Below are 25,275 nucleotides of genomic sequence, written 5' to 3'. Positions count from 1 at the left end.
CAGTGAAGGCAACTCTTACATAGAAAGGTTGATGCAGCGTGGCCGTTCGATTAAGCAAAGGGCAAAAAGTCGATCTAACCAAAACACATCCCGTATTGAGGAAAATTGTAGTAGGGCTAGGATGGAATGCCGGGGGGCAATCCATTGATCTTGATGCGTCTGCTTTTTTGCTTGGACCTTCCGGTAAAGTACAAAGTGATCATGATTTTATTTACTATAACAATCCTCTTGGCGCGAATGGCGCAGTGCGCCACAGTGGCGATAAAAGACAGGGCATTGGCTCAGGCGATGATGAACAGGTTTTTATTGACCTGCATGCCATACCGCAGCACATTGATAAAATTGCCTTCACCATCACCATTCATGAAGCCGAACAGCGCCGGCAGAGTTTCGGACAGGTTGCGCAGGCCTATGTGCGCATTGTTAACGAGGAGAACGGCGAGGAACTCCTTCGCTATGATCTGGGAAAAGATTTTTCGATCGAGACAGCAATCGTGACAGCTGAACTCTACCGCTACCAGGGTGAGTGGAAGTTTAATGCTGTGGGCAGCGGTTTTCAGGGCGGGCTTGGTGCGCTGTGCCGCAACTATGGCCTGGAAGTGGACGAGTTCCCGGCAACGGCCTCGACTTCCTGGCAGCAGCCGTTCCAGGAAGGGTATCAGCCTAATCAGGCAGGCCATCCTAATCAGCCGTTCACAAGCGGCTGGCAATCGCCGGGGGTTCATGACTGGACAAGTTCGCAACCCCCGCAGGCTTACAATACGCCATATGGCGGTTCATCGTCTCCTTCAACGCCTAACGGGAACATGTATAGTGGCGATATGGCCCGCTGCCCGCGTTGCGGCTCCACCCAAATTATCAGCGGCAAAAAAGGCTTTGGCTTCGGAAAGGCGGCTATTGGCGGGCTAATCTTCGGACCTATTGGTCTGTTGGGCGGATTTCTTGGAAGCAAGAAATTAGAATTCACCTGTGCAAGATGTGGCAATAAATGGTCGACTGAAGCAGCTGATTACATGAAATGGATGAACACCCAGAAGGAGCGGGCTCGTGAATTGATAAACCGCTACAAAGGGCAAGATATGCTTGATGCCGTGGTTGCAGGCTGTGCACTCGTGGCGTCTGCTGATGGCGTCATCAGCCAGGTGGAAAAGCAAAAAATGGTCGAAGTTATCCAGCAGGTTGAAGAACTGCGGGCCTTTGATATGGCTAAAGTGATTGACAGGTTCAATCACTTTACCGGCAATTTTCAATCTGATCCAATGCTGGCCAAAGCAGAGGCTATGCGTGCCGTGGGTAAAATAAAAGGTAAACCGGACGCTGCCCGGCTGGTTGTCCGGCTATGCTGTGCGATTGGCATGGCTGATGGCAGCTTTGACCCACAGGAAAAACAAATTGTAAGCGAGATATGCCGGGAACTCTATCTGAATCCGGCAGAGTTTATCGAATAACTCTTAAGTAAGGTCATAGAAAATTTGGTTGTGCGCCTGATTGCAGTGCCAGCAGTAACCTTATCTGTACTATTTGGATACGAAAAGGGCCCCCGGCAGGAGGCCCTTTTCTTAGTTCAGTACTTCTTCTATAAATATAGTAGTTGCTGTTGCCAGATCAATTTCTTTAACCTCAGGTTCTTCAAAATTAAACGAATCCCCGTTTTTTTTCCTGATGACACGAACAATTGGCCGGGATGGCAATCCTTTATGCTGGCCAACTATTACGCCTATTTCGCCAGTATTTAATTTTACAGAGGTTCCTGTCGGATACAGAGCAATCGATCGTAAAAAATTAACCGTGATCGTGTGGTCAAAATGGCGGCCTGCTAATCCCATAATAAATTCACTGGCCTGGTAAGGCATGTAAGTAGGCTCGCTGCTGAATTCCGAAATTAAGTTATCGTAATAATTTGCGACTGCTACAATTTTAGCATATTCGTGTATTTCATCGTTTTTTAAGCCGCGCGGCAAACCGGTTCCATCTACATGTTCGTGGTGCTGAAGTGAAACATGTGCGGACGCAAGGTTCAATTCATGTTTTTTTCGAAGAACATTAAACCCTACCCACGCGTGGTGTTCCTGGTCTTTTTTATCTGTATTTCGCCGTATCGGATCATTTTCTTTGACAACTTTTCCTATATCATGGAAGAGGGCCCCAAGCGCCAGATCCCGCAGCTTATCCGCGTTATATCCCAGATTGATGCCTATAATAGTTGACGTCATGCAGACGTTTAACGAATGAATAAACAGGTGGTTGTCTTTTGTGCGCACATCATCCAGCTGGAGAAGAATGTTTTTATTTCCCACGATTTCGTCGACCATGTTTGTTACCGTCTTGGTTACATTTTTCATGTCGATATTCTTCCCATCCTGCACACATTGCATGGATTCAGAAACCTGAGAAAGCGTTTCCCTTCTGGTTTTCTCCGATACCATATCCTCAATATGCACATCTGCAAAATGCTTGTCTTTTATGTAGAGCATCGTGACGCCAATTCGGCGCAGCTGGGTAATCATCATAGGTGTTAACAGCACATTAGCATGCAGCAGCGTCCGTCCATCACTTGTGTAAATGCTTTTTCCAAGCACCTGCCCGGACTCAACGCTCTCGATTGAAGTATGGCGCATCTATGTCTCTTCCTCCCCTTAAAACCAACGGTCTTTTATTGCCATATTACCATGAATATGAAGACGTTTGAACTACTTATTTATACTGTGTAAAATAAACAGGGCATCAAAAAAACCGACCTGACGAGATCGGTTTAGAATGACATTGATCTTCTTGTATTTATCGTAATACCAATCCGCCTTCTCTCACATACCGTGTGATTTTGCTGATTGATACACCTGTCGCATTGGCGATCTGCATTGCGTTTGCACGGGGATATTCGGCAAGATATTCGCGAATTCTCCGGTATACGAGTAAATCATCCTCCCGCGCTGTTGTGCTGTTTAACGTATTCTGGCTACCCGCTCCCATTGATAATCCCCCTGCTCTATTAGGTATATGTTTCCTCTATTATACTAGCAAGCGGATCAAGGATATATAGAGCGCAAGTCTATGTATCATTGGGCTTAATTTTGTTCCGGTTATCAAACTATGGATTTATTTAACACACGCATGCCCATTTTTATGCTATACTTGCTTATAAAATATTCTAATAACTTTACTGGGTTTCTCTATTATTTTTGATAGTCAAGGGGGTATAAACATGATCCCAGCAACAGGTGTTACGACTACGGTTTATATGATGCAGAGCGGCAAAATTCTGCTGGATACGTATGGAGAATCCTTTGGCTATCTCGAAGAGCCATATTTTCTTCGCATACCAGTAAAGGAAGTGGAAATTGCGACTGAGTGGATATATGGTTCGGAGAGAGGCGTTATTTATATTTCTAAAGACCCTGGACGAAATCCAGCTAAAGAAGAATATGGCTGGTAGAATAATTTGAAACAGCTGTCGTAAAAAAAGCCGGTGCAGAAGCGCCGGCTTTTTCCATATATCATCCTACTATCGATAGACTCTTGTGCCATCAGCCTGATAGAGTTTGTCATTCCTGTATTTGAATGTTTCTCCGCTAACTGTACTAATAAATAGTACATCCGCCTTTGGATCATACTCAATATGATCAATATCGATATAACCGAGCGGCAATTTTGTAATGCCCCCGCTTGCTTTATATTTATATACTTCACTTGTCTGATCATGTCTCATTTCGATATAGAAAAACTCCAGATAAGGTGAGAAGTATATATTTTTTACCTCCCGCTTTGTCCCAAGCCATTCATATACTTCAACAGGATCTTTTCCACCCGGCTGCAGTAAATAGCCTTTAAGTGAACTGTCCTGCACAAAGTATAACAGCGTGTTGGAACGCCCAAGCCACTGCATATAGGCAACCTTCCCCACGATCTGGTTAAAAGAGATGCCCTGCTGTTTGTTTTCAATAAACAAACGATCATCACTCGTTGTGTAAGCAACGTACCTCTTGTCATCCGTTAATGCCGATTTAACCGCGTTAAACGGAGGTGCCATGGCATCTTTCTGTGCGGGGACATCTAGAGGTTGCGGCGTTTTCTTCGCAACCGCTTGAAGCGATGGAGGTTTTAAAAACCGGTCAACCCCGAATAGCGTTCCGAATTGGATAACAGAAAGAACAATGAATAGAATGATCCATATCTTAGCTCCAAAGCGCTTCGTTTGGTTATGGCTCACTGCCCCTTCACTCCATCCACAATGAAACTCGTTGCAACATACCGTTCACCAAGCGGATTTGAAGGAGCTACAAGAAAGTCATTTTTGTAGTACAGCTCTGTACTGTACCCGCCATCGAGATTTCCGGCAATAATTGCGCCGTTCTCCAGCATCACTTCTTCACAGTCAAGCAGGCTTGCACCAATGCCCTGCTGCCCCCGTCCTGACAGTGCCAGAAGCAGGATGGCTCCGTCCTGGCGCTGACCAATGGCAGATCGCGGTGCAATTCCCCATGAATCATCGCTTTCTTTTAAATATGGCTGCCCGTCCTTTACTAGCTGAGGGCCGAATGAAACAGCATCCGAAATGCCAAGCGTCTTTAAATCATCTAATTTATACTTTCCAACAACGAGGGCGCCTTCCTTAGAAATACCGATCATTGGAAGAGCATCGGCAGAACCGGTGGCTCCCCCGATATATTTTCCACGTGAAAAAGTCGGGCCGGTTGGCATTCCGCCGGTTCCATGTCCTTTGATATCATAGAAGCCGCCAGCGTTAATGCCCGCAACTGCCCCCTCCTGCTTCACCATATCGCTCACAGTCTGCCCCACATCATTTAAATATTTTGTGACAGCAACATGCACGCGCTTCGGGTCATTAATAATAAGCAGGCTGCCGGAGTATTTAGATGTTGAAATCGGCACGACTTCTATGCCATTATCATGGACCTGAGAATAGTTATTCGTCTGCATCGAACCAACGCTCATTGCATCAATCGAAATCGGCCGGTATTTTTTTAACGTGGCGGCCGAGTAGAAAGGTTCAATATACTGCGGATGCCGGCTGGTGAGCACAGCCCCGATGACGGTTCTTCTTAAATTCTCAAAAGGGCCGTATAAAACGGCAGCTGCAGTTGAAAGGATAAAATATATAGTTAAACATATCGAACCCAATAATACTTTCCATAATCTTCTGGGCTTCTTCTGCGCCCGCAAAAGAGGAAGGCCAGCATGCATGCCCGCCTCTCGCTGTATTTCAGACATGTATTGAAATCAACTCCCTAAAATGCATCTTGCTTTACAACAAGTAGATAGGCTCCCTATCAAATTATAATGCATAAGTCGATAAACAATCTACGACAATCTGCGACAATCCTTCATAAATTTGTGAAAAGCAGAAAAAAGCGGGGCCAGCAGCCCCGCTTTCTATCCTATCTTCTTCTATAACGTTTTGGCAAACTCCAAAATAATCTTGGCCGTTTCTTCCGGCCGCTCTAACATAACATAATGACCTGCATGATCGACGAAAGCAGGGTTAACACCGTTGTTCACCCGTTGTATGGCTTCTTCGGAACCACGTGGGAGCAGCCGATCCTCTGCACCGTACAGAGCTAGAATAGGCATGGAAATAGACGCCAACGTTTTCTCTCCATCATACGTGCTGCAGCACGCAAAATCACTGTGTACAGCTTGTATTGGATTGCAGGCAATCTCCTGTTTCTCTTGCTGGAGTAAATCCTTATCGGCTTCCCTGCTGTAAGAGGCATAGAAAAGGGATTCCGGAAACGTTCCTTTTTGGAGATCTTCCAGAATTTTCGGGTGAACCGGCAATTTATAATGGCTGGCTGCCAGCACGAGCCCCTCGATATTCGGGCAACGGGCGGCCAATTCTATTCCTACCAAACCACCCATCGAATGGCCAATGATAACGACCTTGTCACCCTGTACCCCTTCTGCAAGCGCTTCGGCATAAGACACGATGCTAGACATGACTGGCAGGTTACTGGCGCCGTGCCCCGGCAGGTCTATTGCCTTTACGCGATCACCCAAAAGGGGGGCCAGCGCCCGCCATTTACTTTTGGTTCCTCCTGCCCCGTGGATGAGTAGATAGGTTATTTGGTCTGCGCTCATTTTGAATACGTATAAAACCCTTTTCCCGTTTTCCTGCCGAGATCGCCTGCCCGGACAAGCTTGCGCAGCAGCGGCGCTGCCCGGTATTTAGAATCCTGCGTTTCTTCAAAAAGCGAATCCTGCACATACAGCAGTGTATCGAGCCCAATCAGGTCGGCGAGTGCCAGCGGCCCAATCGGATGGTTCGCTCCCAGTTTCATCCCTTTGTCTATATCTTCAGCGCTGGCCACACCCTCAGCAAGGACAAAAATCGCTTCATTGATCATCGGAACAAGGATCCGGTTAACGGAAAAAAGCGGGGCTTCTGTTACATCAATGGATTCTTTGCCTAGCGTTTCAACCAGTTGCCTTGCCGTTTCGTATGTAGCATTTTCAGTCTTTTCACCGCGAATCAGTTCCACCAGCTTCATCACAGGAACTGGGTTAAAAAAGTGAACCCCGATTACTTTTTCCGGCCGTGCCGTTACACTGGCTATTTCCGTGATGCTTAGGCCCGATGTATTGGAGGCTAGAACAACTTCAGGTCTCACAACTCCGTCAAGCTTACGAAAAACTTCTTTCTTTAAATCCATATTTTCGCTGACGGCTTCAATCACCACGTCCACGTCCGCCAATCTTTTCCAATCGGTTGTCGTGGTTAATGCGCCCTCCATCTGCTGCTTTTTCTCAGCAGTCAAGCGGCCCTTTTCAATGGAGCGGTTCCAGTTTTTCTGCATTTCTGACAGGCCCCGGTTAAAAAACTGCTCCTGCTGTTCTACTGCAATAACCTCCAGGCCCGCCTCAAGTGCCGCCTGGGAAATACCGAAACCCATGGTGCCAAAGCCGATAATCCCCACCTTTTTCGCCATTCGCTCACTTCTCCCTTTATATGCTGCTTGATTTTTACTTGCTTCGGAAAACCGGTTCTCTTTTTTCAAAGAAAGCGGCCACACCTTCGTTTTTATCCTCTGTACCGCATATCTCGCCAAACAGTTTGGCTTCTAGCTTCAGCCCGTCAGCCAGGTGCATCTCAAGGCCTTTATCCACTGCCTGTTTAGCAGCCTGCACAGCAAGTGGACCACGTTTTATAATCTTACCTGCCCAGGCCTTAGCTTCATCGAGCGCCGAGCCATCTGTAATGGATTCCACCAGCCCAATACGGTAGGCTTCTTCGGCTGTTACCATTTCGGCCGAGAAGATCAACTGCTTCGCTTTGCCAGGGCCTATCAGGCGTGCCAGCCGCTGCGTGCCGCCATAACCGGGAATAACGCCGAGATTTACCTCAGGCAGGCCCAGTTTGGCCTTAGGGGAAGCCACGCGGAAATCACAGGCCAGCGCCAGCTCCAGCCCGCCACCCAGTGCAAAACCGTTAACAGCGGCAATAACAGGCTGTTTAAGCGCCGCGATTTTATTGAAAATGGCCTGCCCGTTGTGGCAAAGTGCTTCACCTTCCTGCTGCTTCATCTGCGGGAATTCCTTAATATCAGCACCGGCAACAAACGCCTTCTCACCGGCTCCTGTGACGATGACAGCTTTTACATCGTCCGTAATGCCGTCAACAATTTCAGAAAGCTGGGCCAGCACCTCCTGATTCAGCGCATTCACCGGCGGCGAATCAATGGTAATAATCCCAATATTATTTTCGAGTTGCCATGTAACTTGTGCCATAAACATCCTCCTTACGTTTGATAAAATATGAATTATAATAATTTTACCAATATTCCTGTCCTACTGCCAGTATCTTCTCGCCGCACACAGCTCCCTCTCGTAAATGGTGCCCGCCAGTGGGATCAATTCAATGTTTTTTCCTGTTTTCGGTGAATGAAGCATCTGCCCTTCGCCGGCATAAAAACCAACATGGTGCACGCTGCCTTTGCCTTCTTGATAAGCAAAAACCAACAGGTCTCCCGGCATCAATTGATCCTGGTTTACCAGCCTGCCTTGGATGGCCTGCTCGGAAGCATCCCGCGGAATGATAATGCCAAAAGCCCGGTGCATCGAATAGGCAAACCCTGAACAGTCGTAGCCAAACGCGGACATTCCACCCCACAGATACGGGAGATCCAGAAACTTTTTAGCGGCGGCCAGAATTTCTTCCCCATCTGGGAAACCCAAATTGCTGTCTGCCGCAAGTACAACGGCGTCGTCGGACCGCAAAAGCCTTACCCCATGAGGTGTAAGAACGTGCAGCCATTCACCCGTCTCCCCGAGCAACGGGAATTCCGTCACAAAGCTCACTTCAAGTTGCGGTGTATTCGGATCCACATAAACCCAGGCCGTGGGGGACGTAACACAGGCTTTCGGAAGCGAGTGAACAACTTTTCTATTTGGCGCAACTTCTTCGGCCAGTTTTACATACTCCGCTTCTGAAACAAGCTGGACCCTGGGCACCCATCCCGGATACCCCCGCTCATCTTTCGCTGTTGGCTGGCAAGGTACCGCAATTCTCACCCACTCCCCGCTTTCTTCCAAAACCGTTACCTGCGTACCATATAGAGCCTGCGTCTGCACGGCATTCCGGTCGTAAAGCGCAATTCTGCCTTCATAGTTAAGCGAACCCAGCCACTCCCTCACTCTGGCTGGAGCCTGTATGGCCTGTTGATCCAGACCACCTGGCGAATCGGGCGCTGTCCATAACGTGGCAACATTCACCGCCACCCGGCAGCTGTTAGTTTGCCTGCTCATTGAATATTTTCACCTCATCCCTTACCCGCTGGACGCCAAGGCCCGGTGTTTCAGGCAGGCGAATGATGCGGCCGTTGTATTCGACCCCACCGGTAAGCGGATCGTGCAGCAGCATGAGAGGCGCATCAAAGTCATACCGCGTAATGTTCTTTTTGCTGGCCGCAAAATGGACACCGGCTGAAATGCCCAGCCGCGATTCAATCATGCTGCCCACCATACACTCTATCCCGCATTCTTCCGCCATATGATTAATAATTTGCGCTTTATAAATTCCGCCGGCCTTCATTAACTTAATATTTATTAAGTCGGCTGCCCGGTTTTTCAGCACCTCAAAAGCCTGCACCGGCGTAAAAATGCCTTCATCTGCCATAATCGGCGTATCGACTGCATCGGTTACCGTTTTAAGCCCTTCTAAATCATGCGCTTTTACAGGCTGCTCAACAAGCTCAATATCAAGCCCCATATCTTCTAGCTTCCGTATTGAGCGGATCGCCTCTTTCGGAAGCCACCCCTGGTTAGCGTCCAATCTGATTTTTATCGCGGGGCCAACGCGCCGGCGTATTTCTTTTATCCGCTTAATGTCCTCTTCAACGCTCCCTTTACCCACTTTAATTTTCAGGGTCGTAAATCCCTGCTTGATGTACGCCTCCGCATCTTCTCCCATCTCCTGCGGGCCATTGACACTGACGGTATAATCCGTCTCAATTTCGTTTCTGTACCCGCCGAGAAAACGGAATAGCGGCATAGCGCTGTTTTGTGCAATCAGGTCGTAAAGTGCCATATCTACTGCAGCTTTGGCGCTGCTGTTGCCGACCATGCAGCTGTGCAGTACATGGAAGACATGTTCATAAGCGAGCAGATCGAGTCCAATTAACTGAGGCTTTATAACCGTGAGCACAGCGGCTTCAATGCTGTCCAGGCTGTCCCCGGTTATGACGACCGTAGCAGGCGCTTCACCCCACCCTGTCATCCCATTCTCACACGTTACGCTTACGATTACAGAATCGGCGAAGTTAACTGTACGGAGCGCCGTTTTAAACGGCTTTTTCAGCGGAATGGATTGGCGGCTGACCTTAATTTCAGCGATTTTCATGTTCAACCTCCTGCGCTATGTTGCAAGTTTTTTGTCCACAACACCCGCATCCATCGCAAGCGTTCTGGCGGCAGTGTCCAGTGCGGCATGTACGCCAAGCGGGACAGAAAAATGCGGGGAGCAGTGCCCGATATTTAATCCCATTACAGTCGGCTTGCCTACAGACACGATATGATCAGCAAATACCTGTTCAAGCGTAAGCGATTCCCCTCTTCTGGAGGGGGCACAGTTGCAGAAATCGCCCAGTATGATCCCGGCCGCATCGCGTAGTTTTCCCGCCAGCCGCAGCTGGTTCAGCATTCGGTCAACCCGGTACGGTTCTTCGTCAACGTCTTCAATCAGTAGAAGCTTGCCTTTGGTATCAATTTCGTAAGGGGTCCCCAGTGTGCTTACAATAAGCGTGAGATTTCCACCAACCAGCATCCCGGAAACCGCTCCTTCTACCAGCACGGTGAACGGCCGCCCTGTTTGGTCGCTGTACGTGCGCTTTTGCGGTTCAAACAGCTGGCGAAAGCCATCTCTTGTTGGGCCCGAAATATCGTTCGCCAGATCAGAAGCAAGCATCGGCCCATGAAACGTGACCAGTCCTGTTTTCTGATAAATCGCCGTGTGCAGAAACGTAATATCGCTGTATCCCCAGAAAATTTTCGGGTTGACCGCTATTAAATCATAATTCAGCCGATCCGCTACCCTAGCTGTCCCATAACCGCCGCAGGCGCAAAAAATGGCCCGGATGTGTTTATCAGCGAACATCCTGTGAAGTTCATCTGCTCTTTCCTGATCCGTACCTGCAAGATAGCCGCGCTTTCTATCCAGCGATTGGCCAAATTGTACATGCAGCCCCAACTCTGTAAAAAAGGACTCGGCTTTCCTTGCCTTTTCCCTATCCGGCCAGCCCGCCGGTGCCACGACGCCAACCGTATCGCCCCGTTTAAGGGCAGCGGGTTTTATGAATGATTCCATCCTAATCATCTTCCTTTACACATGGTGAAAAAAGGGCCCCACTCCGGCTGGAGTGAGCGCCCGGGGAATCGTTTATTTTAATGAAGCCCATTTGAGATCGATGTAGCCAACAGGATGCCTTACAATATCTACGGCATTATCGTTTTGGAGGTACGGAGCCGTGTAGAAATGCAGCGGCATAATCGGTGATTCATCCATAAGAATTTTTTCAGCGTCATGCATTAATTTAAAGCGTTTTGGATCATCAGGCTCATTGTAAGCAGCCTTAATGAGCTTATCGTATTCGGCATTGCTCCAGCCTGTGCGGTTCATCGGATTGCCGGATTGGAAACCGTCAAGGAAGTTAATCGGGTCGCCAAAGTCAGCTAAGAATGTGGAGCGGGAAAGCATGAGCTGCCCTTTCTTCTGCTGATCCTTGAGAACCTTCCACTCCATATTTACAAGTTTCACATCGACACCGAGATTTTCTTTGAACATCTCTTGCAGAACCTGAGCAACCTTTTGTTTCTGGTCGCTCGTGTTATACGTTAAGGTAATGGTTGGCAGCTTAGTAAGGTTATCTTCCTTCATGCCTTGCTGGAGTAGCTGTTTGGCCTGCGCAGGGTCAAACTTAATGAGATCCCCGCCAACCTGGCGAAAATCGCCGCCTGCCGGGTCATTTAATCCAGCTGCAACAAAGCCAGTTGCCGGTTTTTGTTTCTGGCGCAGCACTAAATCCACCAGCTTCTGCCGGTCAATCGCCATATTGAATGCTTTGCGGATTTTGACATTATCAAACGGCTTCATTTTTGTGTTAAAGCGGTAGAACTCCGTGCCGGACTGGTCGGCTACCTTTGCCTTCCCATCTTTGAATAGCTGATCCGCCATATCGGTAGGAATCGTATACGTAGCATGCAGTGCCCCTGTTTGGAAAAGCTGATATTCTGTGTTGGAATCATTGACCATTTTCCACACAACACCATCAAGCTTCACATTCGCGGCATCCCAGTATTTATCATTTTTCATCATCGTCAGATGGTCGTCATGCTTCCACTCCGTAATTTTGAACGGCCCGTTACAGACCATTGTATTCGCTTCTGCCGCCCATTTGCTGTTTTTTTCTACAACTGCCTTATCTACCGGGAAGAAAGCAGGATTCGATACAAGACCCAGGAAGTAACTGAGCGGGTGGGCAAGCGTAACCTTAAGCGTTGTGTCATTTACGGCTTTCACCATCATTTTGTCTGCTGGCGCCTTGCCGCTGTTATACAGTTCGGTACCTTCAATTAAATAGGCGAGCGGCGCCGCTTCTGAAGCTGTTTTCGCATCGGCCATCCGCTTCCATGCGTATTCAAAGTCTTTCGCAGTTACCGGATCGCCATTGGACCACTTGGCGTTTTGCCGAAGCGTAAAGGTGTAGGTCTTCCCATCGTTTGACACATCCCACTTCTCAGCAACAGCCGGCTGCGGTTTATTATCCTTATCGAGGCGCGTTAACCCTTCCATCGCATTGTTTAAAATGTCGTACGAAGGCTCATCGAAGCCAACCGGCGGGTCCAGTGAAGTCGGTTCTTTCTGGTTGTTTAGCATGAGCAGTTTCTGCTGGGCGCTGCTTCCCTTGTCTTTGCCGGCATCCTTGCTGGCTGTGGGCTGGCCGCTTGAGCACCCGGCCGCGATGAGTACAGTCGGGATCAGCAGGCTCAACATCAGCGAGGCAATTTTTTTCAATTTTATTTCCCCCTTATATAAATAGTTCTTGCACACAAATTTTATGTACCTGCAGCCCGCCTGGCTGGATACACCACATTTTTGGCACGTGGATCCTGAAGCCAGCAGGCCACCTGGTGGTGTTCACTGAGTCGGGTGTAATTCGGCTGGTAGTTTCGGCACACCTCCAGCGCATACTCACAGCGGGCTGCAAATGCGCATCCTGCAGGCGGCGCGAACAGATCGGGCGGTGTTCCGAATATAGGAAGAAGCGATTTGTTTCGATCTGCGTCAAGCCTTGGCATCGATGCCAGTAACCCTTTCGTATAGGGGTGTTGCGGATTGCGGAAGATGTCCTGTACGGTTCCTGTTTCTACAACCTTGCCCGCATACATGACGTTCACCCTGTCCGCCATTTTCGCTACCACTCCCAGATCATGGGTGATGATAATGATAGAGACGCCGGTTTTCCGCTGAATATCTTTAAACAGCTCCAAAATTTGGGCCTGTATCGTAACATCAAGCGCTGTAGTCGGCTCATCGGCGATCAGCACAGACGGTTTGCATACGAGGGCGATGGCGATCATAATCCGCTGCCGCATGCCGCCGCTGAACTGGTAGAGATACTGCTTTAACCGCTGCTCAGGATTGGCGATTCCCACCAGATGAAGTATTTCAATCGCCTGTTTTCGCGCCTCACCTGACGAAACCTTCTGGTGGCGGATTATCCCCTCCGTAATCTGCTTGCCAATGGATATCGTGGGATTTAGCGCCGTCATCGCGTCCTGAAAAATCATCGAGATTTCAGAGCCGCGAATATTACGCATTTCCCTCTCCTCAAGATCGACCAGGTCCTCGCCCTTAAAAATTACCTGGCCTTTCGTAATCCGTCCGTTATGTGGCGGGATGAGCCGCATAATGCTGCGGGCTGTCACGCTTTTGCCGCAGCCGGACTCGCCGACGATGGCAAGCGTCTCCCCCTGGTTTAATGTAAAATTCACTCCCCGCACAGCCTTTACATCTCCACCATAAGTAGAAAAAGAAACATGAAGGTCTTTCACCTGCAACAGCGGATCCATCCCATCTACCTCCTCTGTTTCGGGTCGAAGGCATCCTGCAGCCCGTCACCCAGTACATTAAATGAAAGCATCGTAAGTGAGATAAAGAAGGCTGGAAAGAAGAGCCTCCACCAGTAGCCTGATAGAATAACGGGCAAGCCATCATTGGCCATGACGCCCCAGCTTGCGAGCGGTGCCTGCACACCCAGCCCCAAAAAGCTGAGAAAGGCTTCTGCAAAAATGGCTGAAGGAACAGTAAACGTAATCTGCACAATGATAATGCCCATTAAATTAGGCAGCAGGTGCTTGCGGATAATGTATCCGGAACTGGCGCCAAGCGCGCGGGCTGCCATCACATATTCTGAGGCTTTTAACTGAAGCACCTGCCCTCTGATTAGCCTGGCCATGCCAACCCACCCGGTGGCACTGAGCGCCACGATGATGGTTAATAAGCCCGGCCCCATCACAACCATCAGGAGGATAACGACCAGCAGATAAGGAAGACCGTATAAAATATCGACAATCCGCATCATAAGATTATCTGTGAAACCCCCTTTAAAGCCGGAGATTCCCCCATAAGTAACCCCGATAAAGAAATCAATCAACGTGGCCATTAATCCGATGAACAGGGAGATGCGGGCGCCATACCAAACTCGAACATACACATCGCGGCCCAAATCATCCGTGCCAAACCAGTGATCGGCTGAAGGCGCTTCATTGGTGTGCAGCAGCGATTGCTTGGCATAGGTGTAGTGGGAGAGAGACATACCAAAAATAGCCATCAGGGTGAACAAAATGATCACTGCGAGGCCTGTCAACGCCAGCTTGTTTTTGCACAATCGAAGCCAAACATCCTGCCAGTAGGACAAGCCCGGCCGCACGATTTCTTCCGCTGCGTCGCTTTCCTTTTGCATGGGCACAAAAAGCTCGTTTGGTACGCTCACGCTTACGCCTCCTTTCTGTGAAATTTCATGCGCGGATCGATGAAGCCGTATGCCACATCGACGAGAAACATCATCAAGACAAGCAACGCGCTGTAGAATACCGTTGTACCCATAATGACGGAATAGTCGCGGTTGTTAATGCCATCCACGAAATACTTGCCCATCCCGGGTATGGCAAATATTTTTTCGATAACGAAACTCCCTGTAAGTACGTTCGCCACGAGGGCGCCCATCAAAGTAACAACTGGAAGGATTGCATTGCGAAGCCCGTGCTTTATAAGGATGGCAACTGGATGAAGCCCTTTTGCCCTGGCCGTTTCCATATAATCCTGGGTTAGGACTTCCAACATGCTGGATCGGGTGAGCCGGGCAATAATGGCCATCGGGCCTGTGGCAAGAGCGGCTGCCGGTAAGATCACATGCTTCCATGTCCCCCACGTTGCCACCGGGAGCAAGCCCCATTTAACAGCCACGTATTTAATCAAAAGCGTCGCCACAATAAAGTTTGGCACAGATATACCAATGACGGCAAAGATCATAGCCAGATAATCAATAACATGATTGTGCCGCAATGCGGCAGCTATGCCGAGCGCTACCCCGCAAATAACCGCAAAAACAATCGCAACCATGCCGAGGATAAAAGATACAGGAAAGCCACGGTTGATCATCGCGTTTACCGTATCCGAGCTATTCGCGATGGATGGGCCGAGATCGAAGTTAAGCAGTGATTTGAGGTAAGATAAATATTGGACGCCAAGCGGTTTATCGAGGTTGTAATGAGCCATTAAATTCTGAGTTACCGCCTCATTCGTCGTGTGGTCGTTATCAAAAGGGCTGCCTGGAATGGCATGCATCAGAAAAAAGGTAAGGGTGACGATGACGAACAGCGTGACTACCATCGAGATAAAACGCCGTACAAGAAATGAAATCAACTGCACCGCCTCCTTCTAACAAAAAGTAGTTTGCATAGCCAATTCGGTCATAACAAGCATGGCTCTATAGGCTTCAAGAATGTCTTTCGCATGAAAGCGGACAATTGTACTGCCTTCTTCCGCTTCTGTGCCTGGCATAAGGCTTGCCCATTCCGCCTGGCCTGCATTTGTAAATTCAATCGCAAGCAGTGGCTTTTCCGGCGGGACAAGTGGTTTGATCTTATCCCGGTTGTCTAGGGCCACTTTCATCTTCTCACGCAGCAGCCTGCCGCTCTGTTGTGGAGTTAAGCAAAGGGCTGATGTTCTGGATATGTATTCTTTAACGGCAGCGGTATAGACGCCGGGTATGAGCTCCTCCGCCTCAGCGGCTGCCCGGTTATCACCGGCTACGAGCAGGACCGGTACATTATAATAGCCCGCCACATAGGCGTTAAATCCAAGCTCGCCAACGACAACGTCATTAATATAAATATTGCGTACGCCAAAAATCATCGTGTGGCTTAAGACGCCTCGCTGTGACGCCCGGGCATGATACCCGAGAAAAACGGCCCCTGCATACGATTCATTAAGCCCCTGCACCATGGAGAAGGGTTTTACATCACCGGATATAAGCTTTGCCTGCGGATGGATTTTCTCGATAAGCAGGTTGTTCATCTTGGAGTGGCTATCGTTTACCACCACTTCTGTACACCCTTCTTCAAAAGCGGTTTCGATAATATGATTGGCCTCAGCCGTCATAATCCTCTGGCCGCGTTCATAGTTGCGCCTGGTCGAATCAATAAACGTTACATCGTTTAGTCCTGTAATGCCTTCCATATCCACTGACATATATAATTTCATGTCAACACCCTCTTCTGTTTCAGATTTTCACTTTGCATGTTGGCGAATTGCTTAAGTACGCTAAAAAACCCGCCAAATGGAAATACACACGGATGTGTATCCATCTGCCGGGTTTTATTTACGATGTATGCTTGGTGCACACGAATAAATAAAGCAGCATGCAGGCCGCTGTTAGGCCTGTCTGGATTTTAAGGCTTGTTTATATTTTTTCTGCGCGTCTTTGAATGCGACAATAAGTGCCTTCTGAGAAGAGCCGAAATACCGCTGGCGAATCTCCTGGGCGATTCTATCCAAATCGTTCATCGTATGCCCCAGAAAAATCGAGCGCACAAAATCGGATGTAAGCTGGATAGTTGACGAGCAGCCCGCATCGATGATCTTATCGTTCGTACAATCGACGACCAATCCAATAAAAAAAGCATTATACTGCTGGGTTATAGGATTGTTCATAGAAGATTGGGCATCACCTATTATGTACAAGGTATCCGGATTATACATACAAAAACGACCTCACTTTAGCCCGGTTGCCCCTGTGATATATGGGATGAATGGTGGGAAGCACCAGACGCCATATGCCCCGGCAGCCGCTGCAGTGTATGTTTATCTTAACAGAAGGATTATTATTTTGTAAATATTTCTTTTTATCTGTTTTTTATATGCAATCAAATCACTAACGACTTGTACAAACTTTAAAACGTAATCAACAATTAAAAAACAAAATAGAAATGCTCCAAATGTCCAAAAGCGTTGTTGATATAAATCAACACTAAATGCAACTTTAACCCACCATTCACCGCTCACCCTCACCAATGTCTAATTATGATGAGCACCCAACGCTGGGCTAAATAACCTACCGTGTTTAGTACCATCGATCCAACGACTTAAAAACCTTAAACGCCCAGCTAGGCTTTATTTAAGCAGCGTCTGCCCCTTCGATCCCGCAGTCTACGGCGGGTATAGGGGAGTCATTCACTTGCTTCATTTGACCCTAAAGCAGGGCATGAGCAACAATTGCAGAAGCCCTCTGAGATAATTACAAGTAGAATAAAAAGACAAGGATGATCCCTATTGTTCCATTTGAGCATAATAATCCCATCACTTTCACTTCCATAAACTATTGAATTAACTTACACTTTATTAGTATGTATAATTAGATGGACAGGTGCTAGAGGATTGTCCTAAATTTAATAAATTAGTTGATTTGCTTGTCTGTTGCAAGAATGTACCGTTGCATCTATCTCATTTTAGGAATATCTTGGAAGTAACGAAATGGACCAAACGTTGGTATATAAGGGTTAAACATGAAGAGAACAGAGCAAATCCGCCAGCGCGACATACCAGCCTAATATTTCAGGGCACCGCATGCCTACAATATTCATGTGGTCATACGGTTCAAGAAGCCCCATATAATTCCACTTCCCTTTCACTGGTTTGCCCGTGTATCCGATAATTTCGTCTGTGGAGTTCAGCTTAGGTCCATCCATGGAATAGGTATTGACAATTCCGTCATTCGGCCACCATCTTTCATCAATCTCCAGTCGTTCATGTCCCGCTTTTCTTTTATAAGCTCCCATCTGTAAAGAAAAAGGCATAAAGAGCGGGTTCATGCTCGAACGAGGAATTTCATAGCAGCTATACGGCGCGGTAAATGTGTTTTTGGTTGCCCAGGAAAAATAATAGACTTCCGGCTGGGCCTTCACCCAGCTGTTTAATTCGCTTGCGCCTTCTGGACTTAAATCCCATGAGCACAAATCCTTAGTAAACTTCCAGATGCCGCTCTTGTATATGCGGTTCGTATAGTCACGGAAAGACTCCTGTTGAGCTTTTTTTAGATCCCACTGATCCAGCTTAAAGTCATAAAAAGCATGCCTCATCCCTCCTATAAGAGCGGAAACCACAGCGGTTATATGCTGCGCATGAGGCATTACCCCTGTGATCCCGGCAGTTAGAGTGCTTCCGTTGTGAGGGGATGATATAGTAGTCACGCTGTGAACCCAGGGCTTCTTGTGATTATCGAAGAGCGTGGATAATTCTTCTGATGGTGTCTGCTTCTGTTCTTCCGGTCTGCCATTATGCAGCAATTGGACAAGAAGTCGGGCAGTTTGGCCGCCCATGCTGTGTCCAATTATATGTATCTTATTTCGTTCCCCTGTGTGCGGATTTAGTTCACCCCATTCCGGATAGAGGCCTGGGTAGGATCTCCCGTACCGCTGGTGCCCATGCTTTCTTGCATGGGCACTGCCGTAGTCTACCTGACCGCCTTTAATAATCGCGAACAGCTCACATGCCCGATCCCAATTGGAGGAGACAGGTCCTAAGGCCGGCGTGTACGTTTGAAAACCTTTATCATTGAGAAGCTGCTCAATATCATTAAATCCGCCCCAATAGTTAAATTTCCCAAGTTCATCTCTGCCCCACCCTGAAAAACCTGCAATCAAAAACAGCGGGTAGCAGTTGTTGGATGCCCCGTGAAAACAGTTCGTTTTAGCCATGGACCTGCCTCCTTTCTTATACTAAAAAAGGCAGCCTCCGTTTTTCCAGATAGCTGCTTTTCTTGGTGCTCAATCTACATAACGGCTGTGTTCCGGAATCTGAGTACGGCCAAAATCCCTTGCCAGTTCCTCTAATCCATCGGCCAGCTGTTCCCCATGCATCGGCAAGCCATGCCCTGTAACCGCAATGGATGGCCGTAGTGCAGCAAGCTTTTTCACGGATTCCCAAGCCGCTTTCCAGTCTGGTGTAAAATAAGCCGGCGGCCCGTGCAATTCCGGTTTCTGTGTAATTACATTAAAAAGGGATTCCTGCTTTAGCGTTGTAAAAGCATCCCCTGCGATAAGCGCCCGATCGCTTTCCCGGAATAGTGAAATGTGACCCGGTGTATGGCCTGGAGCGTCCACGCCAGGATCGGCTGGAGGATAATTGGACTTACCGGTCAGGTAGGGCATTTCCAATTCGTGTGCATATACCGGCACATCCCAAAGCTTCACCAGCTCCTCAACCGCACCGATATGGTCAAAATGCCCGTGCGTAAGAATGATGGCTTTCGGCCTGAAGCCTTTGCCAAAAATGTTCTCCGCTTCCTCTATAATCTTCTGCGCCGACTTAGGCATCCCTGCATCAACAAGCACCCAGTTATCGCTTTGTCCAGCGTGTCCGACAAAGCACATATTCACAATCTGAATGGTTAAACAGAGTATGTCCGGCGTGGCCCGCTGAACCTTTCCACTCGCTACAGATGTTACCGGAATAAATTTGTCTTCCATAATGGTTCCTCCTATCGCACCCAATTTAGATCTGACCCAAATATTGTTATCCTGAACCGGGTGGATTATAAGCAATCTTCTCAGTTGCTTCTACATTACTTAACCATGCATGGACTCCGGTTAAGACCTCTTGCATAGTAAATATCAAAAACCCGCATTTCCCCTCCTCAAAAGGGTCTGCGGGTTTCGTCATATATTTACTACTCAGCGATTAATGGTCTCCGTGATTGCCTTTGCTCGGGTTCGTGATCACAAACCCCTCTTCCGGAAGGTATAAATAATCAATCTTTACACCGTCCAGCAAGTCAACACCTTTTTCGAGGATCACATCAATCTCTTTATCGGTATGTACGACTTCATCATTGTCTCCAGGAGTGTCTAAATCCAGGCCATAGTGCGCGTGATCGCCATGGGAATGCGTAACCATGACGCGGAGCATCTGGCCCTGTGATTCTTCTTCTTCAAGGATTTCCTTGATTTTCTTTGCTGCATTGCGTGTAATTTTACAGTTCATTTATCTTCTTCTCCTTATTTTTTGCTCTGCTAAATGATCAAGCAGGACAAGCTTCCATCTTATAGTACTATATCTAACCAGAAAAATCCGCATTAATCAGCTTACCCTGTCTGCTCTCCGTTAAAACCATGGTTACCAGTAAAATCCAGATTGTTTAAAAACTCGCCATGTGCAAACGCAAGGCATGTTTTGAACCAGACAGTCTGTTACAATAAGAAAATAATTCGTAATCAGAAAGGGGATAAGCGGCTCTTTGCCGTTATGGCCCGCCGCGCTGCTATGAAACCGACAAACGCTATCCAAAGTAAAATTAATCAGGCTATCAAACAGCTTGAATCCCGATTTCTAGAGCGAGAGGAGCTCATCCGCCTGTTATTTTTAGGCATGATGGGCGGTGAAAACGTGCTGCTTGTTGGCCCGCCCGGAACCGCCAAATCCCAGCTTGCCCGTTCCACAGCCCAGCTTTTTGGCAGTGAAAACTGGTTTGATTACCTGCTTACCCGGTTCACCACTCCAGACGAACTGTTTGGGCCGGTTTCTCTCCAGGAGCTGAAGCAGGACCGGTATATCCGGCAGACTGATGGCTATTTGCCAGGTTCACAGTTTGCATTTCTTGATGAAATTTTCAAAGCAAACAGCGCCATTTTAAACGCGCTGCTTTCCATATTAAATGAGCGAATGTTTTTCAATGGGCGAGAGAAACAGCCCGTTCCTCTCCTATTCTTGATCGCGGCGTCCAATGAGCTGCCGGAAGAAAATGAACAGCTGGCAGCCCTTTACGATCGATTCCTGATTCGCTATGAAGTCACCTATCTGAAGAACATTGCCAGTTATGAATTGATGTTTCAAATGCCGGACGAACCGCTGTCCCCGGTGCTTTCTATTAGTGATGTCGAGTATATCCAGCAAGCCGCCCGCCACGTGCACCTGCCGGAATCGATCATCTATTTCCTTTTCCAACTCAAACAAGCATTAGAGGAAAAGGAGTTTCTCATCTCTGACCGGCGCTGGAGTAAAATCGGGCGACTCTGGAAGACATCTGCCGCACTCAACGGCCGGGATACGGTCTCAATCTGGGATACCGTTTTTACGCCGCACATGTTATGGGATGTTCCAGAAGATTTAACGGTGGCCCAGGAAGTGTTTGAACCTATTTTTCAGGCCGCACTGAAGAGAGAGGTGGAAAAAGAACTTCCGCTGCGCGCCTTTGAGCAAATTGCCGAGAAATGGCAGGATAAAGTAGAGGAACTCCAGTCGTTCCAGTTCAAGCGTGAGATGGGCGAAAAGCTTGGCAAAGAATCTGCCCAGCGCGGCATGTCACAGATTGATAACGCCCGCAGCGAAATTGAAGAAGCGGGACGTCACCTGCGCGACCTGCTTGTTGCCTGGCAGCAAAACGAGAAAGATCTGGCCGGCCATATTTACCGACAGAACTTCCTCCTTATGAATATTGAACGATATACGGTGAAATACACCGGGCTGCGCATCCAGGGCGAACGCATTCTGCAAAGCCTGCAAAAGATTTACCGCACGCTCTTTGACCGCGATATTCCGGGTGCATCGTACGATTATACGCTATAAGAAAGGCGGCGTCATGGCTTATGATAATTCGTTCAACCCGAGTCGACCGGTATGTGTTCGATTCTTACATCCAATCTTCGCGAACAGCACAGGAATGGACCCGTTACGCCAGGTCGCAGGCGGAATGGTTTGACATTGAAATTTTCGCCGACTTCTACCTGTGCTTCTACCAGGCTTCACCGGAAATTGACGGCACAGCTGAGGCCCCGCCCTTCCACCGCTGGATTGTGGACACGCTGCGCCGGCAGTATTTTTATCAGTCCATCCATCCCCGCACGATTGGCTCCGTGAATGCGAGTTTTAATACAGCGCTGAAAGCCCTTATGTGGCTAACAGATTCGTATGAACACGAGGTAAAACAGCGGGAAAAAGACAAACAGGCCCTTTTCTTTGGCATCAATAGCGAGGAGGGCTCGCAAGGCGAACAGTCACTCACCGTGGGCGAGCAGTTGTCGGAGAAACAGCTGCGAAAGCTCGAGTTGGTCGGCTATACCCTTCAGCAGGGCAAGCGCAATGCCGAAGAGAAACAGGCGGCGATGGATAGACGCCCGCTCGTAGCGGAAGAAATCCGACAGCTTAAAAACCAGATTACCGAACTACAGGAAGAGATGCGTACCGAATTTACGAGACGCAATAAGCTTAGGCAGAAGTTAAAAAAGGCAGAAGATGAGCTTGACAAACGGGAGAAACAGCACCAGCGCTTGCTGCGTCAGGAGAAGGAAACCTTTAACCAGATGGAGGAAGAACTGGGCCAGTGGTTGAATCAATCATTGAAGCAGACGCTCTCCAGCGAAGATAGGGAAAGTTTATTCTTAAGCGATCTATTCGAAGCCAGCCAACGACTGGCTAACCGCACATGGGGCAGTGAGCTCGGCCGGTTGCACAGGCAAGCTTTTGAGCAGTATTTGCAGTGGGTCGATCGGCTGAAACGCCATCCGGACCTTCTTGCCTTCCTTGAGGAAGTGGGCCGGAATGTTCATCAGTTCAAGGCGAAACGCAGGCGGATACGGACTCGCCTGATGCCGGAAACGTATGATGACCTCAGGCAGTCGGGCGATATTTCTCACATGCTGCCCAGTGAAGCCATCCTGCTGGCTGACGAAGATTTTGAAATGTATTTCACTGTTAAGTGGCTGGAGCAGAAGCTGATGACCTATCAGACGAGCGGGTATGTGGATGAGCCGCAGAAAGGTCCGGTTATCTGCATGCTGGACACGTCTCATTCGATGCGGGGAAGCAAGCTCAGGCTGGCCCAGGTATTTGTCATGACATTTGCTGCGCTCTGCTTATTAGAGAGGCGGGATTTCTACCTTCTGCTTTTCGGTGCAAAAGGAGAGCTGGTGGAACAGCCCCTGATGCACAGAAAGCCGGATTGGCAGGCATTTTACAGCTTATCCCGGATGGCCTTTGGCGGCGGGACGCACTTTGACGCTCCGCTTAAACGTGGAATTGAAATCGTCCAGCATACCCCCTCCTTTCGTGACGCAGACTTCGTTATGGTCACCGATGGAGTAGGAAGCATCTCTTCCCCGGTTCGTGATAGCCTGGCTCAGCTCGGCAGCACAAAACATGTCCGGCTTCACTCGCTCATTATCGGGTCTGCCCGGCAGCATCTTGTACAGAAGTACGAAATCCTTGGAGTCTCCCACCGGGTACGTTTTGCGGCTAACTGGGAAACGCAGGGAGAAGAAAATCAAGGACTGCTGCTTGATGTTTTCGCTGATGCCGGAGGGTAAAGCTGCTTGCCGCCAAAATAAAAAAAGAGCCATCAGGCGACTCGCTCTGGTGGATGCAGGGAAGTTCCAGGGAATACAGTGGCTAAAAGAGGATGATCCAAACGGATCATCCTCTTTTCTACTGACTGAACATTTTTGTATCATTCAAGAAAAATTTGACTAAACAAGTTCCAAAGAAGAATAGACCTGCTTCTTTATCTTAAAAACCCAACCCGTTCCGCGCTATGTTCATTTTGTTATGCAAAATAATGGTTTAATCTTCGCTTGACCTGCCTGCTCCAGACCAGCCAGCACCAGGCGAACTCATACCTGGCCATCCACTTCCACTTGAACCCATTCCTGACCAAGCCCCACCTGGCCAACCACTTCCGCTTGAGCCCATTCCTGGCCAACTTCCGCCTGGCCAACCTTGCGCTCCTGAGCTTTCCCAACCTGAACCGTAGCCGGCACCTCCATGATGGGATTCCATATACAAGCGGTCAACCATTTTTGTGTGATAATAATGTTTCCTATAAAAACGTTCATGCAATGGCGGATTCTCGTATTTGTATTTTTTTGCTAACAACCCATACAACTCCGCTTTGGTGATATTTTAATTTATCTCCCATTCTATTGCCTCCCGAATGATTTTGTTCGTTACGAAAATATACATATGCGGAGGCCGTAGAAGGTGTATGGGCATGTGTCCATTTATCCTCTAAATCTATTCAAGGCTCTCTAAATCCCGGATGGCAACCAGTAAGCGATTCAACGCATCTTCTAGTATAGTTCTTGGACAGGCGATATTCATTCTTACAAAACCCTCACCGCCCTGGCCGAATATATAGCCATGGTTAAAAGCGATTTTCGCTTTTTTTAACATGAATTGCTGTAGCTCTACTTTACTAAGTCCTAGTTCCCGGCAATCCAACCATACCAGGTAGGTTGCTTCTGGCTGAATGACTTTGATTTGAGGAATATTTCTTTGTAAAAAACGCGTTAAATATGTAAGGTTGCCGTGGAGGTAGGCAATAAGCTGGTCAAGCCATTCCTCTCCTTCCCGATAGGCCGCCTCTAAAGCAACGATGCCGAAAGTGTTTGTATTCTTTAAGTAGTGGCTATTTAATTTTTCAACATAGCGCTGCCTTAGTTCTTTATTTGGGATAATAAGATTTGAAGTTTGTAAACCCGCTAAATTAAATGTTTTACTAGGAGCTGTGCACGTGATCGTTAGGTTGGCAATTTCTTGGGAGAGGGATGCAATCGGTATATGCTTAAAGCCGGCATACACCAAATCAGAATGTATTTCGTCTGAGATAATCAGCACATCATTTTCCAGGCAAATATCAGCAAGTTCCGCCAGTTCTTTCTTGGTCCAAACTCTGCCCACTGGATTATGTGGACTGCAAAGGAACAGCAATTTTACAGAGCAATCGATTTTTGATCGTAAATCCTCGATGTCCATGCTGTAGTGCCGATTGGCAGGATCATAAACCAGTGGATTCTCAACCACGAAACGCCCATTATCTTTAATCATTTGAAACATTGGGGTATAAACCGGTGTTTGAACGACGATTTTATCACCGGGATTTGTGAAGGTGTCTAAAATCAACCTCAATGCCGGCACTACACCCGGTGAAAAAACAACCCAGTCTTTTTCAATTGGCCAATTGTGCCTTTTGGCTAGCCAGTCGCATACAGCTTGATAATAGGAATCAGAACGTGTGGCATAGCCGAATATACCATGTTCCGCTCTTTCTTTTATTGCATCGATAATGGGTGTAGCAACTTTAAAATCCATATCCGCAACCCACATGGGAAGTACCGCTTTATCCCCAAATAAACGTTCTGCGTCATCCCACTTTAGAGAATTGAAACCCGTTCTCACAATCACTTCATCGAAATTGTATTCCATGTTGTTCTCCT

General features: G+C 48.1%; 25 protein-coding genes. 4 read left to right on the top strand and 21 right to left on the bottom strand.

Going from position 1 to position 25,275, the window contains the following annotated elements:
• Positions 1-38 precede the first annotated feature (38 nt).
• Positions 39-1,448, top strand: coding sequence for a TerD family protein (locus tag PP175_RS06445; protein WP_272441971.1), 1,410 nt, complete (start codon positions 39-41; stop codon positions 1,446-1,448).
• Positions 1,449-1,559: 111 nt separating this feature from the next.
• Here the strand turns inward: PP175_RS06445 and PP175_RS06440 are convergent, their stop codons facing one another.
• Positions 1,560-2,618, bottom strand: coding sequence for an HD-GYP domain-containing protein (locus PP175_RS06440; protein WP_272441970.1), 1,059 nt, complete (start codon positions 2,616-2,618; stop codon positions 1,560-1,562).
• A gap of 160 nt (positions 2,619-2,778) precedes the next feature.
• Positions 2,779-2,970 carry a hypothetical protein gene (locus PP175_RS06435; protein WP_272441969.1) on the bottom strand — a complete coding sequence of 64 codons (192 nt, stop codon included), beginning with the start codon at positions 2,968-2,970 and terminating at the stop codon, positions 2,779-2,781.
• Positions 2,971-3,202: 232 nt separating this feature from the next.
• Here PP175_RS06435 and PP175_RS06430 point away from each other — a divergent pair, with 232 nt between their 5' ends.
• Positions 3,203-3,433 carry a hypothetical protein gene (locus PP175_RS06430; protein WP_272441968.1) on the top strand — a complete coding sequence of 77 codons (231 nt, stop codon included), beginning with the start codon at positions 3,203-3,205 and terminating at the stop codon, positions 3,431-3,433.
• A 69-nt stretch (positions 3,434-3,502) separates the two neighbouring features.
• Here PP175_RS06430 and PP175_RS06425 read toward each other — a convergent pair whose 3' ends face one another.
• From PP175_RS06425 to PP175_RS06345, 17 genes are all read right to left on the bottom strand, one after another.
• Positions 3,503-4,207: a hypothetical protein gene (locus tag PP175_RS06425; protein ID WP_272441967.1), complete on the bottom strand. Its 705-nt coding sequence runs from the start codon at positions 4,205-4,207 to the stop codon at positions 3,503-3,505.
• Positions 4,204-5,229 (bottom strand): phosphodiester glycosidase family protein, encoded by a 1,026-nt coding sequence (locus PP175_RS06420; protein WP_272441966.1) that lies wholly within the window; start codon positions 5,227-5,229, stop codon positions 4,204-4,206. The genes PP175_RS06425 and PP175_RS06420 overlap by 4 nt, the downstream gene beginning before the upstream one ends.
• A gap of 177 nt (positions 5,230-5,406) precedes the next feature.
• Positions 5,407-6,096 carry an alpha/beta fold hydrolase gene (locus PP175_RS06415; protein WP_272441965.1) on the bottom strand — a complete coding sequence of 230 codons (690 nt, stop codon included), beginning with the start codon at positions 6,094-6,096 and terminating at the stop codon, positions 5,407-5,409.
• Positions 6,093-6,944: a 3-hydroxybutyryl-CoA dehydrogenase gene (locus PP175_RS06410; RefSeq protein ID WP_272441964.1), complete on the bottom strand. Its 852-nt coding sequence runs from the start codon at positions 6,942-6,944 to the stop codon at positions 6,093-6,095. Before PP175_RS06410 ends, PP175_RS06415 begins: the two co-directional genes overlap by 4 nt.
• A gap of 34 nt (positions 6,945-6,978) precedes the next feature.
• Entirely contained in the window at positions 6,979-7,743 is a 765-nt protein-coding gene (locus tag PP175_RS06405) for an enoyl-CoA hydratase/isomerase family protein (RefSeq protein WP_272441963.1), read from the bottom strand.
• A gap of 60 nt (positions 7,744-7,803) precedes the next feature.
• Positions 7,804-8,760, bottom strand: coding sequence for a C40 family peptidase (locus PP175_RS06400; protein WP_272441962.1), 957 nt, complete (start codon positions 8,758-8,760; stop codon positions 7,804-7,806).
• A complete protein-coding gene (locus PP175_RS06395; RefSeq protein WP_272441961.1) occupies positions 8,744-9,853 on the bottom strand; it encodes a mandelate racemase/muconate lactonizing enzyme family protein in 1,110 nt (369 codons plus the stop codon). Before PP175_RS06395 ends, PP175_RS06400 begins: the two co-directional genes overlap by 17 nt.
• 15 nt (positions 9,854-9,868) lie before the next feature.
• On the bottom strand, positions 9,869-10,816 hold the full coding sequence (locus PP175_RS06390; protein ID WP_272441960.1) for a S66 peptidase family protein: 948 nt from the start codon (positions 10,814-10,816) through the stop codon (positions 9,869-9,871).
• A gap of 72 nt (positions 10,817-10,888) precedes the next feature.
• Positions 10,889-12,523 (bottom strand): peptide ABC transporter substrate-binding protein, encoded by a 1,635-nt coding sequence (locus tag PP175_RS06385; RefSeq protein ID WP_272441959.1) that lies wholly within the window; start codon positions 12,521-12,523, stop codon positions 10,889-10,891.
• Between the two features lie 41 nt (positions 12,524-12,564).
• Positions 12,565-13,581: an ABC transporter ATP-binding protein gene (locus tag PP175_RS06380; protein ID WP_272441958.1), complete on the bottom strand. Its 1,017-nt coding sequence runs from the start codon at positions 13,579-13,581 to the stop codon at positions 12,565-12,567.
• Between the two features lie 5 nt (positions 13,582-13,586).
• Entirely contained in the window at positions 13,587-14,474 is an 888-nt protein-coding gene (locus tag PP175_RS06375) for an ABC transporter permease (protein WP_442870453.1), read from the bottom strand.
• Positions 14,475-14,506: 32 nt separating this feature from the next.
• Positions 14,507-15,436 (bottom strand): ABC transporter permease, encoded by a 930-nt coding sequence (locus PP175_RS06370; protein ID WP_272441956.1) that lies wholly within the window; start codon positions 15,434-15,436, stop codon positions 14,507-14,509.
• 15 nt (positions 15,437-15,451) lie between these two features.
• Positions 15,452-16,276: a M55 family metallopeptidase gene (locus PP175_RS06365; protein WP_272441955.1), complete on the bottom strand. Its 825-nt coding sequence runs from the start codon at positions 16,274-16,276 to the stop codon at positions 15,452-15,454.
• A gap of 171 nt (positions 16,277-16,447) precedes the next feature.
• Positions 16,448-16,774: a DUF3870 domain-containing protein gene (locus PP175_RS06360; protein ID WP_272441954.1), complete on the bottom strand. Its 327-nt coding sequence runs from the start codon at positions 16,772-16,774 to the stop codon at positions 16,448-16,450.
• Positions 16,775-17,571: 797 nt separating this feature from the next.
• Positions 17,572-18,768, bottom strand: a complete 1,197-nt coding sequence (locus tag PP175_RS06355) for an esterase/lipase family protein (RefSeq protein ID WP_272441953.1) — start codon at positions 18,766-18,768, stop codon at positions 17,572-17,574.
• Between the two features lie 69 nt (positions 18,769-18,837).
• Positions 18,838-19,539, bottom strand: coding sequence for an MBL fold metallo-hydrolase (locus PP175_RS06350; RefSeq protein WP_272441952.1), 702 nt, complete (start codon positions 19,537-19,539; stop codon positions 18,838-18,840).
• Positions 19,540-19,750: 211 nt separating this feature from the next.
• Positions 19,751-20,053 (bottom strand): iron-sulfur cluster assembly accessory protein, encoded by a 303-nt coding sequence (locus PP175_RS06345; protein WP_272441951.1) that lies wholly within the window; start codon positions 20,051-20,053, stop codon positions 19,751-19,753.
• 279 nt (positions 20,054-20,332) lie between these two features.
• On the opposite strand from PP175_RS06345, the gene PP175_RS06340 reads away from it, so the two are divergent.
• Together PP175_RS06340 and PP175_RS06335 are read left to right on the top strand one after the other, a co-directional pair.
• Positions 20,333-21,634 carry an AAA family ATPase gene (locus PP175_RS06340; protein ID WP_272443199.1) on the top strand — a complete coding sequence of 434 codons (1,302 nt, stop codon included), beginning with the start codon at positions 20,333-20,335 and terminating at the stop codon, positions 21,632-21,634.
• A gap of 20 nt (positions 21,635-21,654) precedes the next feature.
• Positions 21,655-23,370: a hypothetical protein gene (locus PP175_RS06335; protein WP_272441950.1), complete on the top strand. Its 1,716-nt coding sequence runs from the start codon at positions 21,655-21,657 to the stop codon at positions 23,368-23,370.
• Positions 23,371-23,673: 303 nt separating this feature from the next.
• Here PP175_RS06335 and PP175_RS06330 read toward each other — a convergent pair whose 3' ends face one another.
• Together PP175_RS06330 and PP175_RS06325 are read right to left on the bottom strand one after the other, a co-directional pair.
• Complete coding sequence (locus PP175_RS06330; protein WP_272441949.1) at positions 23,674-23,895, bottom strand: hypothetical protein; 222 nt, start codon at positions 23,893-23,895, stop codon at positions 23,674-23,676.
• A 178-nt stretch (positions 23,896-24,073) separates the two neighbouring features.
• On the bottom strand, positions 24,074-25,264 hold the full coding sequence (locus PP175_RS06325; protein ID WP_272441948.1) for a MalY/PatB family protein: 1,191 nt from the start codon (positions 25,262-25,264) through the stop codon (positions 24,074-24,076).
• Positions 25,265-25,275 lie beyond the last annotated feature (11 nt).

Origin of the sequence: Aneurinibacillus sp. Ricciae_BoGa-3 (genome assembly GCF_028421645.1) — a bacterium.
Classification (GTDB): Bacteria; Bacillota; Bacilli; order Aneurinibacillales; family Aneurinibacillaceae; genus Aneurinibacillus_B.
The sequence above is the reverse complement of the archived record's forward strand: the minus strand, read 5'-3'. Positions and strand labels throughout refer to the sequence as shown.

Bases quoted from the DNA above. Each gene is read 5' to 3' on its own strand.
- PP175_RS06350 (WP_272441952.1), bottom strand. From the start codon at position 19,539: ATGGAAGACAAATTTATTCCGGTAACATCTGTAGCGAGTGGAAAGGTT.
- PP175_RS06375 (WP_442870453.1), bottom strand. From the start codon at position 14,474: ATGCAAAAGGAAAGCGACGCAGCGGAAGAAATCGTGCGGCCGGGCTTG.
- PP175_RS06440 (WP_272441970.1), bottom strand. From the start codon at position 2,618: ATGCGCCATACTTCAATCGAGAGCGTTGAGTCCGGGCAGGTGCTTGGA.
- PP175_RS06355 (WP_272441953.1), bottom strand. From the start codon at position 18,768: ATGGCTAAAACGAACTGTTTTCACGGGGCATCCAACAACTGCTACCCG.
- PP175_RS06380 (WP_272441958.1), bottom strand. From the start codon at position 13,581: ATGGATCCGCTGTTGCAGGTGAAAGACCTTCATGTTTCTTTTTCTACT.
- PP175_RS06390 (WP_272441960.1), bottom strand. From the start codon at position 10,816: ATGGAATCATTCATAAAACCCGCTGCCCTTAAACGGGGCGATACGGTT.
- PP175_RS06395 (WP_272441961.1), bottom strand. From the start codon at position 9,853: ATGAAAATCGCTGAAATTAAGGTCAGCCGCCAATCCATTCCGCTGAAA.
- PP175_RS06405 (WP_272441963.1), bottom strand. From the start codon at position 7,743: ATGGCACAAGTTACATGGCAACTCGAAAATAATATTGGGATTATTACC.
- PP175_RS06410 (WP_272441964.1), bottom strand. From the start codon at position 6,944: ATGGCGAAAAAGGTGGGGATTATCGGCTTTGGCACCATGGGTTTCGGT.
- PP175_RS06430 (WP_272441968.1), top strand. From the start codon at position 3,203: ATGATCCCAGCAACAGGTGTTACGACTACGGTTTATATGATGCAGAGC.
- PP175_RS06400 (WP_272441962.1), bottom strand. From the start codon at position 8,760: ATGAGCAGGCAAACTAACAGCTGCCGGGTGGCGGTGAATGTTGCCACG.
- PP175_RS06325 (WP_272441948.1), bottom strand. From the start codon at position 25,264: ATGGAATACAATTTCGATGAAGTGATTGTGAGAACGGGTTTCAATTCT.
- PP175_RS06365 (WP_272441955.1), bottom strand. From the start codon at position 16,276: ATGAAATTATATATGTCAGTGGATATGGAAGGCATTACAGGACTAAAC.
- PP175_RS06415 (WP_272441965.1), bottom strand. From the start codon at position 6,096: ATGAGCGCAGACCAAATAACCTATCTACTCATCCACGGGGCAGGAGGA.
- PP175_RS06435 (WP_272441969.1), bottom strand. From the start codon at position 2,970: ATGGGAGCGGGTAGCCAGAATACGTTAAACAGCACAACAGCGCGGGAG.
- PP175_RS06345 (WP_272441951.1), bottom strand. From the start codon at position 20,053: ATGAACTGTAAAATTACACGCAATGCAGCAAAGAAAATCAAGGAAATC.
- PP175_RS06330 (WP_272441949.1), bottom strand. From the start codon at position 23,895: ATGAACGTTTTTATAGGAAACATTATTATCACACAAAAATGGTTGACC.
- PP175_RS06420 (WP_272441966.1), bottom strand. From the start codon at position 5,229: ATGTCTGAAATACAGCGAGAGGCGGGCATGCATGCTGGCCTTCCTCTT.
- PP175_RS06360 (WP_272441954.1), bottom strand. From the start codon at position 16,774: ATGTATAATCCGGATACCTTGTACATAATAGGTGATGCCCAATCTTCT.
- PP175_RS06340 (WP_272443199.1), top strand. From the start codon at position 20,333: ATGAAACCGACAAACGCTATCCAAAGTAAAATTAATCAGGCTATCAAA.
- PP175_RS06335 (WP_272441950.1), top strand. From the start codon at position 21,655: ATGATAATTCGTTCAACCCGAGTCGACCGGTATGTGTTCGATTCTTAC.